The organism is Gordonia paraffinivorans NBRC 108238 (genome assembly GCF_000344155.1).
Taxonomy (GTDB): domain Bacteria; phylum Actinomycetota; class Actinomycetes; order Mycobacteriales; family Mycobacteriaceae; genus Gordonia; species Gordonia paraffinivorans.
This window is the reverse complement of record NZ_BAOQ01000039.1, coordinates 18,058-36,221: the sequence shown is the minus strand read 5'-3', so window position 1 is coordinate 36,221 and position 18,164 is coordinate 18,058. Positions and strand designations below refer to the sequence as shown.

The following is an 18,164-nucleotide window of genomic DNA, read 5'->3' as shown; positions in this document are numbered from 1 at the left end:
GCGAAACGCTTGACAAACAAGGGGATGGACCAGTGACGGCCACTTCAGAGATCTTTCGTTCCGTACCGTCCCGGGGTGCTGTAGACCAGCGTCGCGTCGGGACTCCGGACGCCACGGCAACCGGCGTCGCGCGACTCTCCGACTACCGGACCGTCGGAGAACCCGGGTCGGCGAACCTGCCTCGTCCGAGTCTCTCCGACCGCGAGGTCGAGGTCCTCCTGGCGTGGTTGGCCGCGGAGTCCAAGGAAGAAGCCGCTGCCCGCCTGTTCATCTCCGCGTCGACCGTGAGCACCCACTTGGCCCGGATTCGCGCCAAGTACACGGCGGTGGGTCGTCCCGCGCCGACCAAGACGCATCTGTTCGCTCGCGCGTTGCAGGACGGCTACACCAGCCTCGATCGCTGGTGAGTGACGGCCCGGGGGTTGATTCCCGGGCCGATTTCTTGGGACCGCGAACGAGCTCAGCGGGTCGCGCGCCGGCTTTCGGCCGGGTCGCGTAGAGACGGTCCTGTCGGTATCCCCACGAGTGGGTTCCCCGGACGCAGGTTCACGTGAGCGGAATCTGCGCCAGGATCGGGGTCGTCGGCTGCTTGCTGCCTCCGGTCGGTTCGATGGTCACCGCCAGGACCTGCGCGCCACCCAGCTCGCCGACGACGACGGGTTCGGTGTCGCCTCCCGGGATCAGTCCTGCCGGAACCGGGTCGTCCGCTCCGCCGACCAGCCACAGCTGGTAGGTGCTGTCGGGCGAGATAGGGCGGCTGGTGTTCCGGATCAGGGTCACCACGCGACCCGCGCTCGCCGAGTTGACGACCGTGATCGTGCCGCGGTCGTCGGCCAGGGGCTGGGCGGTCACGGTCGCGTCACCCGCAGCCAGGACGTCCAGGACCTGCTGCCGGCTCTCGTCGATCGCTGTCGCCGCCGGGGACGGTTCCGGTGCCGTGGTGCGACCGATCAGCACGCCGGCGCCGAGCGCGACGACGACGGTCACCGCGGCGGCGGCCAGCACGGCCATCTTCCGGCGCGGTCCCTGTGCGGTCTCCTCACGTCGACGGCGCGCGGACCCCAGATCGGCGGCCGGTGTCTGAGTCGTCGGGTCGAACGGATCGTCGAAGACATCGGCAAGGACCCGGCGTCGGAGGTCGGCGGGTGCCTCAAGGGCGTAGGCGCTCGCGAATCTCGCCATGGCGCTCTGGGTTTCGACGATCCGGGCGTCGTATGACGATCGCCGGGCAGCCGAGAGTGCGGCGAGTTCCCGTTCCGCGCGGAGGGTCTCCTCGGGGGTCAGTGCGGAAACGGCATACAGCTCGATGTGGTCGTCGAGCCAGGTGGACATTCGGTCGTCGGGCTCCGCGTCGGTGGTTGGCATGGTCGGGTCAGGCATCCTCCTGCGTCCTCAAGCACTGTTTCAGGCGGCGAAGGCCGTCCCTGATGCGGGACTTCACGGTGGGCAAGGGGGTCGCCGTCTGCTGCGCCACCTCCGGGTAGGTCAGACCGCCGAAGTAGGACATCTCGATGGCGTTCCGCTGTAGTTCGGTCAGCTCGCCGAGGCATGTGCGCAGCGTACGCGCCTCGTCGGCGTGGACGGCCACCTCGAGCGGGATGTTGCGCGGGGTCTCCACCGAGGCCGCGCCGTAGTCGGATATGCGGTCCTGCTGACGTTGCTCCGAGCGCACGCGGTCGACGGCGCGGCGGTGCGCGATGGTCATCATCCAGGTGATGACCGAGCCACGGGCCGGGTGGTACTCGCCGGCCTTCTGCCAGTACTGCAGAAAGGCCTCCTGCACGATTTCCTCCGCGTATTCGCGGTCCCGGACCACGCGAAACGCCAGTCCGTAGATGCGGGAGCTGGTCAGGTCGTACAACTGCGTGAACGCGGCGCGGTCCCCGGTGGACGCCGATTGGAGAAGATCGCGCAACACGCGAGATTCGTGTCCGCGTCCGGGGCCCTCGTCGCCGTCGTCCGATGTCACCTCATCACGGTAGCCGGAATCGTCGGGACTTCTCCGGCGATCGGCGATCACCGGTTCGCTGAACGTCGGTAAAGGACAAGGGACGCAGGGACGCACACGGCCAGGATGACCAACGACGAGCCCACCGCATACGCCACGGCGTGGTCGGCGACCCATCCGGTCGCGGTCGGGAACGTCGGTGGTGCCTCGTTGCCGAACAGTTGCCGGCAGGCGGTGGCGACAGCGGTCACCGGGTTCCATTCCGCGATGGTTCGCAGCGGTCCGGGAAGGCTCTGCGCCGAGATGAACGCGCTCGACAGGAACGTCACCGGGAACATCCAGAGGAAGCCGATGCTCTGTGCCGCTTCGACATTCGGCGCCGCCAGGCCGGTCACGGCACCGACCCAGGCCATCGCGACGGCGAAGAGCCCGATGATGGCGAAGGCGATCGCGGCGTCGGCGGCGCTGCCGTGGACCTGCCAGCCGATGGCCAGTCCGCAGGCGACCATGACCGCCAGTCCGACGGCGCCCAGGAGCATGTCCGAGGTGACCCGGCCGCTGATGACGCCCAGTCGGGACATCGGTAGCGAGCGGAGGCGGTCGATGATCCCGTCCGACGTGTCGTTCGCCAAACCGACGGTGGTGAAGGCGGCGTTGAACACGACGGTCTGGGTGAAGATGCCGGCCATCAGGAACTCGCGGTAGGAACCACCGCCGAAAGTCGCCCCGAAGACGTAGGCGAAGAGGAAGACGAACATCAGCGGCTGGATCGTCGCGCTGATGAGGAGCGTCGGTATGCGTTTGACGGTCAGCAGGTTTCGCTCGACCAGAACTGCGGTGTCAGTGAACATGTGCGTGCTCCGATCGATCGGCTCGGTCGTCCGGTGAGTCCGCGGCGCGCTCGTCTGCTCCGAGCACGTCGGAGCAGACGGTGTCTGCGAACCTGTCGACGGGCTCGCCCTTCGCTTCTGGTTCGCCGGTCGCGGTGTCCGAACCGGCCGGCCGGTGGATGATCTCGTCGACGCCGCCGAGCGTGTCCGGCCCGGTCGTGCCGGAGCGCTCGGTGAGCGTCAGGAAGACGTCGTCGAGGGTGGGTGTCGACACGGAAGCGTCGACGACCTCGATACCGGCCGCAGACAGCGCGAGGACCGCCGCCACAGCACTGCGGGTGCCGGCGTCGACGGGAACAGACCAGCGCGCGGAAGTCGTGTCGGTGACGGTCTCCGTGCCCGATTCGACACGCTCTGCCGGTCCGACGCCGATCTGGGTGAGCGACGACGAGACCTGCGTGTCGGCGTCGTCGTATTGGGGGACAACGACTTCGACGGTCAGTATCGACCCGCCGGTGGCGGACTTGAGCTCCGCCGCGCTGCCCTGGGCACGGATTGTGCCGTGGTCGATGACGGTGATCTCGTCGGCGAGGGCGTCGGCCTCCTCGAGGTACTGCGTCGTGAGCAGAACCGTCGCGCCGGAGCCGACTTGTTCGGCGATGACCTCCCACATCTGGCGTCGTCCGCGCGGGTCGAGTCCGGTCGTCGGCTCGTCGAGGATCACCAGCGAGGGGCGGTTGATGAGGGCGCCTGCGAGGTCGAGGCGACGCCGCATCCCGCCCGAATAGGTCCGCATCGGTCGGTCGGCGGCGTCCCCGAGGTTCAGTTCCGCGATCAGTTCGCGGGCTCGTTCCGACGCCTCCGAGCGCGGTTGCCCGTACAGCTGACCGACCATGCGCAGGTTCTCGAAACCGGTCAGGTTCCCGTCGACGGCGGCGTACTGACCGGACACCCCGACGATCTTGCGCACTGCACCGGGATCGGCGATGGCATCGACGCCGTCGACGATGACCGAGCCCTCGTCGGGGGTCATCAGGGTCGCCACCGCGCGGACCGTGGTCGTCTTGCCCGCTCCGTTGGGCCCGAGGAGGGCGTGCACGGTTCCGGTGGGGACCGAGAGATCCAGCCCGTTGAGGGCGTGGACCCGCGGGCCTCGGCCGAACAAGCCGGTGCGGAAGGTCTTCTGCAGCCCGCGGAGTTCCAGCGCGTACGGCGACGCTCTACGGTCCGGTGCGTCGTCAGTGATACTGTGCCTCCCCACGGGTGACCTCGCTTCCCTCGTCCTGTGCGCTCGCCATGGTCCGGATCAGGCTGGCGGGTCGCATGTCTCGCCAGTTCTGTTCGACGTACTCGAGGCATTCGTCGTGGCCGGAGGGGCCGAAGACGGTCTGCCAGCCGTCGGGGACGGGTGCGAATTCCGGCCACAGCGAGTGTTGGTTCTCGTGGTTGACGAGCACCCGGAAGACTCCGTCGGTGTCGTCGAAGGGGTTGATCATCGCTTCTCCTGTCGTGTGGCGTCCGCCGGTGCTCCCGGTGGTACGCCGATGGCATGTACCCAGTCGGACACGTGCTCGGGCAACATCATTCGTGCATGGGTGCTGTGTGCTTCGATCTCGACGACCCGTCCGGTCACCTTCGAGTGCCAGGCGTCGACGGCGGGTGCGCCGGGCTGGGGGTCGACGGTGGCGGTGACGAAGGTCAGGTCGCCGTCGTAGAGGCGCGGCCGCCACCTTTCGGCAAGCGGGGAGGCGTGGCGGAACACCTCGTGGACCTTTCCCAGGGCCTCCCGGGTCAGGCCACCGAGCGCTCCGCCGATCGAGGAGATGATGCGGTGGGCGTCGGCGACGGTGAGTTCTTCTGTCCCGGACAGCTCTTCGCTGTCGAGTTCGAGGCCGAATTCGCGCATCAGGTCGGTGATCGACGCCTCGGCGTCGAGGTCCGGTCGCTCGGAGACGACGTAACTGTCGAGCACGACGAGCCGGGCGACGTCATCGCCGGCCTCCCGCAACTGAACCGCCATCTCGTGCGCGATGAGTCCGCCGAGCGACCACCCCACGAGGTGATACGGGCCCTCCGGGGCGACGGTCCGGATCTGCGCCACGTACTCGGCGGCGAGGTCGCCGATCGTGCGAGGGCAGGGCTTGCCGGACAACGCCGGATGCTGCAGTCCGTACAGCGCCCTGCCTGCGGGCAGGTGGGGCAGGAGCGAGGTGAAGCTCCACGACAGTCCGATCGCCGGATGGACGACGAACAGAGGAGGTCCGCCGGGATTCTCCGCGGTGTCGCCGCGTTGCCGACGCAGGGGCAGGAGCACGTCCAGCCCCGCTGTGCCGGCTTGTTCCGACGGGTCGGTCGGCGCCGCCCCGTCGATGCCCAGTGCGGCGGCGAGTTCCGCCGGGCTCGGCGCGCCGAAGAGCGACTGCGCCGACACCTGGAGGCCGGTCCGTTCGGCCAGCCGCGAGGTGACGGCGGTGGCCAGCAGGGAGTTGCCGCCGAGGTCGAAGAAGCCGTCGTCGGCCCCGATCGTGTCCGGGGTGACCTCCAGGACCTCGGCGAAGACCTGCGCGATCGTCGTCTCCACACCCGGGGCCGGTGCGCGGCGGGTGGCGTCATCGCTGGGGGCGGGCAACGCCTTGCGGTCGAGCTTGCCGGTGGGGGTCAACGGGATGGCGTCGAGCAGTATCACCGAGGTCGGCACCATGTGCCGGGGGAGTCGGCGACTCACGCGGCGCCGTAGATCGGCGGGGTCCGGTGCGGTTCCATCGGTGGCGGTGACGTAACTGCGGAGCTTGGCCGCAGCTCCGGTGCCCTCGACGAGGGTCACCGCGAAGTCGACATCCGGCTCGGCCGTCAGGGCGTCGTCGATCTCGCCGAGCTCGACCCGGAAGCCGCGGACCTGCACCTGTGTGTCGCCGCGGCCGACGTAGGCCAGACGGCCGTCCTCGGTCCAGCGCACCAGGTCGCCGGTGCGGTACATGCGCCGTCCGGCGAAGCGCCGTCCGGCGACCATCGGTGCCGGCACGAAGCGGGTCGAGGTGAGACCCGGTCGGCGGTGGTAACCGCGGGTGATCTGCGGGCCCATGAGATAGAGCTCGCCCACCACCCCGGCCGGTACCGGATGCAGACGCTCGTCGAGGACGAGCGCGCCCACTCCGTTGTTCGGCGTGCCGATCGTCAATTGCCGGTCGGGCGCGAGTGATTCGCTGCCGGTGATGATGATCGTGGTCTCGGTCGGTCCGTACACGTTGATCAGGGTGCGTCCGGGGGCCCAGCGCCGGACCAGGTCGGCGCCGTAGTCCTCGCCGCCGACGGCGAGTGCCCGTAGGGACGGCACCGCGTCCGGCGACATGCTGGCGACGGCGGCCGGCGTGATGAACGCATGGGTGACCTGCGCGGAGTCGATGACGTCGCTGAGTGCCTCACCGCCGTAGACCTGGGGCCCGACGATGACCAGTGGAGCCGATCCGGCAAGGGCGAGCAGCATTTCCAGAACCGACGCGTCGAAACTCGGCGACGCGAAGTGCAGCACCCGCGACTTCGGGCCGGGGGCCATCCGGTGGGCGAGTTCGTCGTGCACCGGACGCAGTCCCGAGTGAGGCACGAGTACCCCCTTGGGCCGTCCGGTCGAACCGGAGGTGTAGATGATGTAGGCGAGCTGGTCGGGCCGGATCGTCGAACCGCGCTCGGCATCGGTGATCGGCGACGGCGACGAGTGTTGCAGCCGGGTGGCCGTCGCCGCGTCGTCGAGGACGAGCAGCGGTGCCGGGTCGCCGGCCATCCCGGCCGCGATGGATTCGGCTGCCGCCGAGGTCGTCACCACGAGCCGTGCACCGCTGTCGCCGAGCATGTGGGCGATCCGGTCGGCGGGATAGGCGGGGTCGATCGGGACGTAGGCCGCTCCGGTCTTCACGATGGCCCAGATCGCCACGAGGGACTCGATCGAGCGCTGCACGGCCATCGCGACCACGTGTTCGGCGTCCGGGGAGCCGACGCCCCGACCCAGCAGTACCCGGGCCAGTCGGTTCGAACGGGCGTCGAGCTCCGCGTAGGTGATGGTCTCGGGTGCCTCCGGCGAGCCCGCCATCGCGGCGACACCGTCGGGGTTCCGCTGCACGGCTTGTGCGAACAACCTGTCGAGCGTGGTCGGCGGTTGCGCCGGACGCCCGAGTGACGGTGCGCGCTCGGCGACCTCGAGCGGGTCGGTGATCCGGATGTCGCCGATCGGACGACCTGGGTCGCCCAGCATGCCGCGCACGACACGCATCAGGCGCGTGGCCAGGAGCTCGGCATCCTGCCTGCGGTACCGCACGGTGTCAAAATTGATCTGGAGGGCCGCATCGCCGTCACGCAGGCCGGTGAGCGTGAACTGGAGATCGAACTTCGCTTCCGGGGAATCGAATTCGGCGATCGACGCGCGGAGGCCCGCATCCATCTCGATGGTCGTCGCCAGCAGGCCGTCGGCCGGTCCTGCGGCGCCTCCGGCCGTGTAGTCGTGGACCGACAGGGCGACCTGGAACAGTGGATGCCGTCCGGGCGTGCGTGGGGGGTTCAGCGCCGCGACGACGTCGTCGAACGGCAGGCCGCGGTGGTCGAGCGCGTCGATGTCGGCGTCGCGGACGCGACGGACGAGTCCGGCGACCGTGTCGGCCGCCTCCAGGCGGGTTCGCAGCGCAACGACGTTGACGAACATCCCCACGACACCGCTGTAGTCGCGGTCGGCGTCGCGGCCGACGCGGTTGTCGACCGGGCTGCCGACGACGAGATCGTCGCCGAGGCCGAGTCGGTGCAACAGGATCGCCAGGGCCGTGTGCACCACCGAGAACGGCGTGGTCGACTGCTCACGGGCGAAGGCGACCAGGCCTGCTCGCGTGTGTGCGGGAACCGGGAGGCTGACGGAGCCCGCTCCGGACCCGGACGGCTGAAGATCATCCGCCACGGGTGCGACGGTTGTCTCCGCCGGGGCGTCGGCGAGTGTCACCTCCCAGAACCGGAGGTCGTCGGCGAGGCTCTCGGCGTCGGCACTCTCGAGCGCGTGGTCGCGATAGTCGACGGCGGCCGGCGTCCAGTTCTCGGTACGGCCGCGTCGACGTTCGCCGTAGGCGCGGGTGAGGTCGGCGACGAGGACCGGAAGGGACGCACCGTCGGCCGCGATGTGATGGAGGACGAGTACGAGTACGTGTTCGGTCACCGTTCCTGCCGTCGCACTGTCCGCGACGAGTGTCGCGGTGATCGGCGCCTGGCGCGAGAGATCCATGGGACGGGTTGCGTGCCTGGCGATCTCGGCGGCGACATCCGGCGTCCACTGCACGGCGAGTTCGCCGACCACGGCCCCCGGGTCGTCGAGCACTCGGCCCACGGGGCCGTGCTCGCCGGCTTCGAAGATCGTGCGCAGGCTGGTGTGCCGGGCGACGATGTCGACCAGTGCGCCACGCAGCGCCGGTACGTCGAGCTCTCCCCGAAGGCGCAGCACGAAGGGCATCAGGTACTCGGTGGCCTCCGGGTTGGCGGTGGCCATCGAGTGGAGCCGGCGCTGTGCAGGAGCCATCGGGAACCGCTCGGGTCGATCCGAAAGCCGTTCGGGCGCAGTCTGTTCGATTGACCCCGAGATGAGGTCGGCCGCGGCCGGTGCACTCACGTCCCAACCCTCCGGGAGCATGAGCAGCGGCGCGAGCGCTTCGGGTGTCGGGTGATCGAAGACGTCCCGTACCCGGAGCCGTTCACCGATGTGGACGCGGTTGATCCGGCTGACCAGCGTGGTCGCCTGCAGCGATGTGCCGCCGAGGAGGAAGAAGTCGTCGGTGGCCCCCACCTCGTCAGAGCGGAGATCGAGAACGTCGGCGAGGATGTGCGTCAGCGTGGTCTCGGCGGGAGTGCGCGGAGCGCGGCCCGACGTCGGCACCGCTGTCGTGGTGGGCTCGGGGAGCGCGCGATGATCGAGCTTGCCGTTGCCGGTCAGCGGGATCGAGTCGAGGACGACCACCGCGGACGGGACCATGTGGCGCGGGAGGCGTTGCCGAACGGTGTCCAGGATGGCTGCGGTGTCCGGTGCGTCGGCCGGATCGGTAGAGGTGACGTACCCGACCAGCACAGCGTCGCTGCCCTGTCCGCGGACGACGGTCGTTGCGAAGTCGACGCCCTCGACGGCGCTCAGCGCGGCGGTGACCTCATCGAGTTCGATGCGGAATCCGCGCACCTTGACCTGGTTGTCGCTGCGGCCGTGGTAGATCAGCGATTTGTCGGCGTCGCGCCGGACGATGTCGCCGGTGCGGTACATGACGTCACCGGAACCGCCGGGGCGGGCGATGAACCGGGTGGCGGTCTGTCCCCGCCGATTCAGATAGCCGCGGGCGACGCCCGGTCCGCTGATGTACAGCTCGCCGGGAACGTGATCGGGCACCGGGCGCAGGCGATGGTCGAGGACAAGTGCGGTGCAGTCGGTGACCGGAGAGCCGATGGTGATCGGCGCCTCCGGACGGAGCGGCTGCGACATGACGGCGACGATGGTGGTCTCGGTCGGGCCGTAGGCGTTGACATAGCTCCGGTCGGTTCCCCAGCGTGCCACCAGCTCCGGCGTGGAGGCCTCGCCCCCGACGCCGAGCGTGCGCAGCAGGGGAAGCGGATGCGGAGCGGCCGTGGCCAGCGCGGCCGGTGTGATGAACGCGTGGGTGACCGCGTGCTCGTCGACGAAGTCGACGAGCTCGTCGCCTCCGTAGATCGTCGACGGGACGATCACCATCGTCGCGCCGGCCTCGAAGGCCAGGAGGAACTCGAGCATCGCGGCGTCGAAGGCCGGGGAGGCGAAGTGCAGGGTGCGGTCCCCGGGGGCCACCTGGTAGCGATCGCGTTGCGTCGCGGCGAATGCGGCGATCCCGCGGTGGGTCACGCTGACTCCCTTGGGCTTTCCGGTGGAGCCGGAGGTGTAGACCACGTAGGCGAGCGAGTCGGTGTGGCGGGGACCGGTGAGCGAGTCGGCAGCCGGGGTGGGACCGCTCCACGGTGCAGCCAGCATCCCGGGCGAGGCCCACCAGATCTCCTGCGGCACGTGGGCGAACCGGTCCGCGGTCGTGATGCCCAGTCGGGCCCCGGAATCGGCGACCATGTGGGCGATCCGGTCGGCGGGGTAGCGGGTGTCGACCGGAAGGATCGCGGCACCGCTCTTGGCGATCGCCCAGGTCGCGATCACCGACTCGACGCTGCGCTCGAGGGCGACGGCGACAACGTCGTCGGTGCCCACCTCGAAGGCATGCAGGTGGTGCGCCCAGATCGTCGAGATCTCGTCGATCTCGGCGTAGGTCAGACTGCGATCGGAGTCCTCGACGGCCACCCGGTCGGGATGCCGGCGTGCCGTGGCGGTGATGATGTCGGCGAGGTGGCGCGGTGTGATCGTGGGTTCGCCGACCGGTTCGAGGTCTCCGGCCGTCGTCAGGCGGAGATCGTCGAGGGGGACGTCGGGGTGTGCGGCCGCCGCGTCGGCGAGCTCGGCGAATATTTGGGCCAGTGCCTCGACACGAGCGCGGGTATGGACATCGGTGGCATAGGTGAACCGGGCGCGCCCGTCCCGGATGCGGAGCTCGAGATCGAAACGCGCCGTGCCGGTGTCGATCTCGACGGCGTCGATGCGCAGATCGGAGATCCCGGAGCCGGCGTCGAGCGCACCCGATGCCGCGCTGTCGGTCGGGGCGTCGGTCGTCTGGGCGTCGAAGGCGAGCGCGATCTGGAAGATCGGATGCCGGCCGTCACGAGGCGGATTGACCATCGAGACGATCCGCTCGAACGGCATGTCGGATTGCGAGAGCGCCTCGAGGTCGCGGTGGCGAACGGAGTCGAGCAGAGTCGTGAAGCTCTCACGACCGTCCACCGGGGTCCTCAGCACCACCGAGTTCACGAACATCCCGACGACGTCGGCGAGACGGGGGTCGTTGCGCCCGGCGACCGGGGTGCCGATGACGATGTCGGAGGACGCGCCGCCCACATGGGTGGCGGGATCGGCGTGCAGACGGTGGAGCAGGGCCGCGAACAGTGCGTGCACGCTCATGAATTCCGTGGCGTGGTCGGGGGAGACGGCCATCAGCCGGCGCCGGACTTCGGCGCCGAACTCCACCTCGACGACTTCGGCACGGCGTGTCCGTCCGGCCGGGGCGTCGGGGATCAGGATGGGGCCGGCGTCGATCCCGTCGAGTTCGCGTCGCCACCAGTCTGTGAGCTCACCGTGGCCGGCGAGGTTCTCGGCCTGCCACCGCAGGTAGTCGAGGTAGTCGATCGCGGTGTCGGTCAGGGGTTTCGCGCCGGTCGTGGCACCGTCACGGAGTTCGGCGTAGGCGCGGGTGATGTCGCGATGGAGCGGGATCATCGACCACCCGTCGGCGGCGATGTGGTGGATGACGATCGACAGCCGGTGGTGCATGGCGTCGCCGTCGATCTGGTGCAGTGCGGTCCGCAGCGGGAGGTCGGTGGTCAGATCGAACGGGCGGGCGGCGAGAGCCCGGGCCAGATCCGGCCAGTGCGCTTCCGTGGTGTCGGTGACCGCGAGGTCGAGAGTGACGGCGTCGGCGGGGCGCACGTCGAGGACAGGCCTGCCGTCGAGATCGGGATAGACGGTGCGCAGCATCACGTGGCGGTCGACGGTGTGGCGGATCGCGCCGGCGAGTGCGTCGACGTCGAGACGGCCGCGGAGATCGAGCGCGAACGCGATCGCGTAACCGGCGGTCGCGGAGCCGTCGCCCTCGGCGGTCTCGCCGACGGCGAGCTGGTTGAGGAACCAGAGCTGCCGCTGGGCGGGACCGGGCTCGACGGGAGCGTCGGGATCGTGCAGGAGACGGGGGATGCGCGTCTCGTTCGTGTCCGCTCGCTCGCGTTCCCGCTCGGGTACGAGGCGTGCGATCGCGGCGACGGTCGAATGATCGAAGACCTCGCGCACCGGAATCCGGTGGCCGGTCAGGTGCTCGAGCGTGCCGACGATCTGGGTCGCCAGCAGAGAGTTCCCGCCGAGGTCGAAGAAGTCGTGGTGGCGGCCGACGGTGCCGGGTTCGAGGTCGAGTCGTTCGGCGATGAGGTCGGCCACCGTCTGCTCCGTCGGCGTGAGCGGCGCGACGTACACGACGCCGGTCTCGGCCGGCAGGGCCTCCGGTGCGGGCAGCGCGCGCAGGTCGACCTTCCCGATGGGTGTCGTCGGGATCTCGTCGAGTTCGACGATCGTCGACGGGATCATGTGCCGCGGAATACGATCCGACAAACGCTCACGCACTTTGGACGCGGTGTCGGAGGTTCCGTCCGCCATAGTCACATACGAGACGAGATGAGCGCGGTCACCCTCGCCGTGGGTGGTCGTGACCGCCGCACGCACCGCGGCGTCGGCGACGAGGACGGCATCGATCTCGCCGAGTTCGATACGGTGACCGCGGACCTTGGTCTGATGGTCGGCGCGGCCCCGGAACTCGAGTTCGTGATCGGGCGTCCAACGCACCAGGTCGCCGGTGCGGTACATCCGCTCGCCCGGATCGCCGAACGGGTTGGCGATGAACCGCTTCGAGGTCAGCGGCCGCACCCCGTGATACCCGCGGGCGAGATGCTCACCGGCGATGTACAACTCGCCGACCGCGCCGGGGGTGACGGGCTGCAGTCGTTCGTCGAGCACGAGCGCGGAGACGCCGCGAATGGGCCGTCCGATGGTCAGCGTCCGGTAGTCGGGTTGGATCGGTGACGACACAGTCGCGACGACCGTGGTCTCCGTCGGACCATAGGCATTGAACAGTCGCGGCCCGTGGGACCACATACGCACGACTTCCGGGTTCGGGTGCTCGCCGCCGATGACCAGGGCCTCGAGTTCGGGGACGTCGTCGGGCGAGATGGTGGTGAGCACGGATGGGGTCAGGAAGGCATGGGTGACATGGCCTTCCCGCATCAGCTCGGCCAGTTCGGCGCCGCCGACGATGCCCGGCGGGATGATGTGCATCGTCGAACCGGCCGCGACGGCCATCAGGATCTCGAGCACCGACGCGTCGAAACTGGGTGAGGCCATGTGCATGGTCTGGCTGTCGGGGGTGATCCCGTACTGCGTGACCTGCTGCGCCGCGAAGTCCGCGAGACCGCGATGACCGACCACCACGCCCTTGGGGGTGCCGGTGGTGCCGGATGTGTAGATCAGGTAGGCGGGCTGATCCACACTGAGCGGGCCCGGGCGTTCGGCGGCCGACACCGGCGCGGCGGACATCCGGAGTACCGATTCGACGACCTCGTCGTCGTCGAGGACGAGAGTCTGCGGGAGATGCTCGGTGCTGCTTGCGGATTCGCCGGCCAGTGCGGTCCGTGGGTCGGAGGACCGATCGGTCAGGAGGAGGCGGGCACCGGAGTCGCCGAGCATGTGCGCGACACGCGCCGGCGGGTAGGCCGGATCGACGGGGACCCACGCGGCCCCGGACCGGGCCACGGCCCACATGGCGATCATCCAGTCCACGCCACGCGGAAGTGCCACCGCGACATGGCGTTCGGGTCCGGCGCCTCGTTCGAGCAGCGACCTCGCGAGTCGGTTCGACGCGGCGTCGAGGTCTCGATACGTCAGCGACCGCGTGCCGTCGGTGACGGCGACCCGATGCGGGGAGGACGCGGCGGCCGTGGACAGCAGCGTCGTCAGATGCTCGACGGGTCGGCGTCCCTCGCCGACCGCGGGAACGAGGTCGAGTCGTTCGTGGAGGTCGAGGACCGGGAGGTCGCCGACCGCGGAGCGCGGTTGCACGGTGGCCGCCTGCAGCAGGCGGTCGAGGCGCGAGGCGAGGGTGGACACCGTGGATCGGTCGAACAGGGCAGTGGCATAACCGATCTCAAGAGACAGTCCGGCGGGCTCGCCGTCGGTGTCCGGCATCTCGGTGAAAGTGAGCTGGAGGTCGAAGGTGGTGTATCCGGTGTCGACGCGCGAGGCGGTGGCCGAGAGGCCGGCGAAGTCGAGACGGATGGCCGAACGGTCCTCCAGCGCGAGGGACACCTGGAAGAACGGATGGACGTGCGACGACCGGTCCGGGTTGAGTTCGGTGACGAGACGGTCGAAGGGCAGGTCGGCGTTGTCGAAGGCGTTGAGGTCGACGTCGCGCACGTGCGCCAGCAGGTCGATGAAGGCTGCGCTCTTGTCCACTCTCGTGCGCAGAGCCAGCGTGTTGACGAACATCCCGACGAGGCCGTCGAGATCGGCATCCCCGCGCCCGGCGACAGGTGTTCCGATGACGATGTCCGGTGACTGCGACAACGACCGCAGCAGGGTGGCGACGGCAGTGTGCAACACCATGAACACGGTGGAACCGGAGACCGAGGCCAGTTCTCGGATGGCGCGGTACGTGTCGGGCGAGAGCGCGTGGGTCACCGACGCGCCCGATGCGTCGCGGCGACCGGTGCGCGGACGGTCCAGCGGCAGATCGGTCTCGCCGGGGGCGTCGGCGAGGACGGCCCGCCAGAATTCGAGTTCGGTGGCGGCGTCGGTGCTCTCGGCCAGCCAGGCATGGCGTTCCGCACTGACCTGCGAATAGGAGACGGGCAGCGCGGCCCAGTCGGGTTCGTTGCCTTCGCGCCGAGCGCGATAGGCCGTCGCCAGGTCGCCGGCGAGGGGCGCCAGTGACCAACCGTCCGCGGCGATGTGATTGACCACCATGGTCAGCCGGTGGTCGTCGTCGGAGGTACGGACGAGACGCGCCCGGATCGGCAGGTCGACGGCGAGATCGAAGGTCTGGGAGGCGAATTCGCGATCGGGAAGATTCCGCACGTCCTGCGCCGGCAGGACCGGCAGGTCGACGGTCACCGACTCCGGCGTGCGCGGTGCCATGAATGCGATGCCGTCCTGCTCGACGACGACACTGCGTAGCGGTTCGTGGCGGACGATGACGTCACTGAGCGCCTGCCTCAGGGCGTCGGTGTCGAGCGGGCCGACAAGCCGGACGGTGAACGGCATGTTGTAGGTGGCCGCGGCGGCCGGATCCAGCCGGACGGCGAGCCACAACCGGTGCTGTGCCGGTGACAGGGGCACCGGGGAGCCGTCGAGGACGCGCGTACCGGCGCGGGGTGAGGTGCTCTCCGGGGAATCGTCGATTCCAACACCCAGTTCGGTGAGCGCGTCGACGATCCCGCCGATGTCCGCGGCGTCGAAGATCGTGCGGATACCGATGCGCCGGCCGGTCGCCTTCGACAGGCGGGAGGCCACCCGGGTCGCCGACAGTGACGTGCCGCCGATGTCGAAGAAGTCGTCGCGCATCGAGATCGGCGAGCTGTCCGTCGAATCGGACCCCAGCTCCAGGACGTCGGCGACGGTGCGCACGACGAATCGGTCGAGCTCGGATTCCGGTGCGACGAACTCGCGGTCGGTGCGGAGTTCCGGGCGGGGGAGCGCACGGCGATCGAGTTTCCCGTTGGCGGTGGTCGGGAGCGCGTCGAGGACCATGATCGCCGTGGGGATCATGTGCCCGGGCAGCGCCGACGCCAATTCGGTCCGCAGGTCGCGGGTGTGCAGGTCGGTGTCACCGCTCACGTAGCCGACGACGGCAGGTCCGTCGGCGACCAGGTCGTCGCGGACGACGACGCCCGCGGCGGAGACTCCGGACACCGTTGCCAGGGCCGACTCGATCTCGCCGAGTTCCACGCGCTGACCGCGGATCTTGACCTGGGAATCGGACCGTCCCAGGTACTCCAGGTCGCCGTCGTCGTTCATCCGGACCAGATCGCCGGTGCGATAGAGACGTTCGCCGGTCCCCTCGGGGGAGGCGACGAAACGTGACGCGGTGAGGTCCGGCCGTGCCCGGTAGCCGCGGGCGAGCTGGACGCCGCCGAGGTACAGCTCACCGACAGCGCCGTGAGGCTGCGGTCGCAACCGACGGTCGAGGACGTGGACGCTGGTGTTCCACACCGGTCGGCCGATGGGCACGACCGGGACGTCCGCACGGCAGGCGTCGTGGTGGGTGACGTCGATGGCCGCCTCGGTGGGGCCGTAGAGATTGTGGACCGGTGCCGAGGTGAGTGCCGCGGTCGCCCCGACCGTGCCCGGCGTCAGTGCCTCGCCGCTGGTGAAGATCTGGCGCAGCGACCCCAGGGTCGTCGTGGTCCGCCGGCGTGCACCGCCGGGGGTGTCGGCGTCGGCTGGGGTGTCGGAGTCGGCGGAGAGCGCCGCCGAGAATGCGGTGAGCATCGACGGGACGAAATGCGCCGTGGTGATGCGGTGTTCGTCGATCACGTCGCGCAGGTACCACGGGTCGCGGTGTCCGTCGGCGGACGGAACGACGAGCGCGGCGCCGGCGACGAACGGCCAGAAGAACTCCCAGACCGACACGTCGAACGTCGCCGGGGTCTTCTGCAGGACGCGGTCGGACTCGGCGAGGGGGTACCGCTCCTGCATCCATCCGAGTCGGTTGACGATCGCGCGGTGGGTGATCGCCACGCCCTTGGGCTTGCCGGTCGAACCGGAGGTGAACAGCAGGTAGGCGGTGTTGTCCGGGCCGGCGACCGGCGCGGGGTCTCGTCGGGCCGGGTTCGCGCGCAGCTCGGTCAGATTCTCTTCGGTGATGACCAGGTCCGGGGCCGCCACCGACAGGATGTGCTCGAGGCGATCGGCCGGCTCGTCCGGGTCGATCGGGACGAAGGCCGCGCCTGCCCGGACGACGGCGTGCAGGGCCAGCACCTGATCGACGCTGCGTCGGAGCCGGACGGCGACGATGCTCTCCGCTCCGACGCCGCGATCCTGGAGCGTCGCTGCCAACGACCGTGTCTGCCGAGCGAACTCGGCATGAGAGAGCGGTCGGGATTCGGACCGATCCCGCGGGTGGGCCGCGATGAGGGCAGGCGCGTCGGGGTGGGCTGCGGCGGCCTCGTCCACAAGGTCGATCAGCGTGTGCTCGCCGACCTCGACCTGTGCGCCGGAGGCGTGCTGCGACAGTTCCGCGTACTCGCACTCGCGCAGCACGCTGACTCGGGACACCGGGGCGTCGGGAGCGGCGGTGACCAGGGCTTCGAGAAACTCCACGAGCCGACGGTGATGGGTGGCGATCTCGTCGTCGGCGTAGATGTTCGGATTTGCCTCGAGGTCGACGCTCATCCCGCCGTCGAAGCTGTCGTAGACGTTGACCGAGACGTCTTCGATCGGTCCGGTGGACAGCACGTTGAGCTCACCGCGCACGGGGCCGAAGTCGATGTGCTGGAAGAACAGCATCACGTTGACCAGCGGTCCGAAGAACCCACGACGGGCCCCTGCGGCACCCAGGATGTCGGCGACGATGTCCTCGTGGCGGTATTTCTGGTGGCGCACGGCGCTCTTGATCTCCGCGTTGACCGCCGAGAGCAGATCGGCCACGGTGGCGTCCTCGTCGAGAGCGACGCGCAGCGGGACGACGTTGGAGAGGAGGCCCGCGGAGGTGCGCAGGATGTCGCGGTCCCGTGCCGCGACCGGAAGGCTGAGGACCGCCTCGTCGCGATCGGTGAAGCGGGCGACGTAGGCGGCGACGGCGGCGGTGATGACCGACGCCGGCCGGACCCGCTGGGCCCGTGCCAGGGAGCGGATGCGGTCGACCAGGTCGTCGTCGAGGGTTGTCGAACTCACCTTCGACAACGGTGCGGCCGAACCGGAACGCCTGGTCAGGGTGGCCGACTCGGGCAGATCGGCCAGGTGCTGCGACCAGTGCTCCCGATCGGCGGCGAACTTCTCCGAGGTCCGGTAGTCGGCATCCATCGCGGCGATCTCGGCCATCGTCGCCGTGTCCACCAGGGGAGCCGGAGAATCGTTGACGATCGCCGTGTAGTGCGACGAGACCCGGAGCATCAGGTACATGGCGGCATAACCGTCGTATCCGATGTGATGCCCGCGGCAGTACCAGATCGAATGACCCGGACCGATCTTGATCAGGTGTGTGTCGAGGAGGGGATCGGAGAACATGTCCGGACTCTTCGACCGGTGCTCGTCGATCCAGGCCAGCCCGGCAGCGCGCGGGTCCGCGGCGTCGCTGAAATCCTGTGTGCCGACGACCAGTCGGCGCGACCGATCGATGGTCAGGGTCGGTTCCGCGTCGTCGGTCGAGGTCAGCCGCAACATCGAGGCCTCCGTCTCCAACGTGGTCAGCGTTGCCGCACGCTGGAGGATCCCGGGATCGATGTCCACCGGCGCGTCGTCGGAACCCGAAGTGTCGCCGCGGAACTCAATGTAGGCGTCGATCGTCAGCGGAACGTCGGGTTCGAGTTGCTGGGCGTAGAAGATGCCGCGCTGAGCGGCGGTCATCGGGATCGCGGGGTCGGATGTCCTCGCGATATGGCTGCTCTGCCGGATCGTGTCTTCGGTGGTCACTCATTCCTCCCCTGTGAACGGGCGAACCGGCACCCGAGAACGAACTCGTGTGTGCCAGGTCGCGCGTGTCGCGCTGGACGTCGGA

Annotated in this window: 7 protein-coding genes; 1 reads left to right on the top strand and 6 read right to left on the bottom strand. The window is 69.4% G+C overall.

Features of this window, described 5'->3' with window-relative positions; translation table 11 throughout:
* The first annotated feature begins 32 nt into the window (after positions 1-32).
* Entirely contained in the window at positions 33-407 is a 375-nt protein-coding gene (locus tag GP2_RS17720; protein WP_006901940.1) for a LuxR C-terminal-related transcriptional regulator, read from the top strand.
* Between the two features lie 139 nt (positions 408-546).
* Here GP2_RS17720 and GP2_RS17715 read toward each other — a convergent pair whose 3' ends face one another.
* The 6 genes from GP2_RS17715 to GP2_RS17690 are packed head-to-tail and all read right to left on the bottom strand — an operon-like array spanning position 547 to position 18,079.
* A complete protein-coding gene (locus GP2_RS17715; RefSeq protein ID WP_006901939.1) occupies positions 547-1,380 on the bottom strand; it encodes an anti-sigma factor in 834 nt (277 codons plus the stop codon).
* Complete coding sequence (gene sigK, locus GP2_RS17710) at positions 1,373-1,969, bottom strand: ECF RNA polymerase sigma factor SigK (RefSeq protein ID WP_040527385.1); 597 nt, start codon at positions 1,967-1,969, stop codon at positions 1,373-1,375. Before sigK ends, GP2_RS17715 begins: the two co-directional genes overlap by 8 nt.
* 47 nt (positions 1,970-2,016) lie before the next feature.
* The gene (locus GP2_RS17705) at positions 2,017-2,799 is read right to left on the bottom strand and encodes an ABC transporter permease (RefSeq protein ID WP_006901937.1); all 783 of its coding nucleotides are present in this window, start codon (positions 2,797-2,799) and stop codon (positions 2,017-2,019) included.
* Positions 2,789-4,039 carry an ABC transporter ATP-binding protein gene (locus GP2_RS17700; protein WP_006901936.1) on the bottom strand — a complete coding sequence of 417 codons (1,251 nt, stop codon included), beginning with the start codon at positions 4,037-4,039 and terminating at the stop codon, positions 2,789-2,791. Before GP2_RS17700 ends, GP2_RS17705 begins: the two co-directional genes overlap by 11 nt.
* Entirely contained in the window at positions 4,017-4,274 is a 258-nt protein-coding gene (locus GP2_RS17695; RefSeq protein ID WP_006901935.1) for an MbtH family protein, read from the bottom strand. The genes GP2_RS17700 and GP2_RS17695 overlap by 23 nt, the downstream gene beginning before the upstream one ends.
* Positions 4,271-18,079, bottom strand: a complete 13,809-nt coding sequence (locus GP2_RS17690) for a non-ribosomal peptide synthetase (protein ID WP_006901934.1) — start codon at positions 18,077-18,079, stop codon at positions 4,271-4,273. The genes GP2_RS17695 and GP2_RS17690 overlap by 4 nt, the downstream gene beginning before the upstream one ends.
* Positions 18,080-18,164: the final 85 nt, after the last annotated feature.

Bases quoted from the DNA above. Each gene is read 5' to 3' on its own strand.
- GP2_RS17715 (WP_006901939.1), bottom strand. From the start codon at position 1,380: ATGCCTGACCCGACCATGCCAACCACCGACGCGGAGCCCGACGACCGA.
- GP2_RS17705 (WP_006901937.1), bottom strand. From the start codon at position 2,799: ATGTTCACTGACACCGCAGTTCTGGTCGAGCGAAACCTGCTGACCGTC.
- GP2_RS17695 (WP_006901935.1), bottom strand. From the start codon at position 4,274: ATGATCAACCCCTTCGACGACACCGACGGAGTCTTCCGGGTGCTCGTC.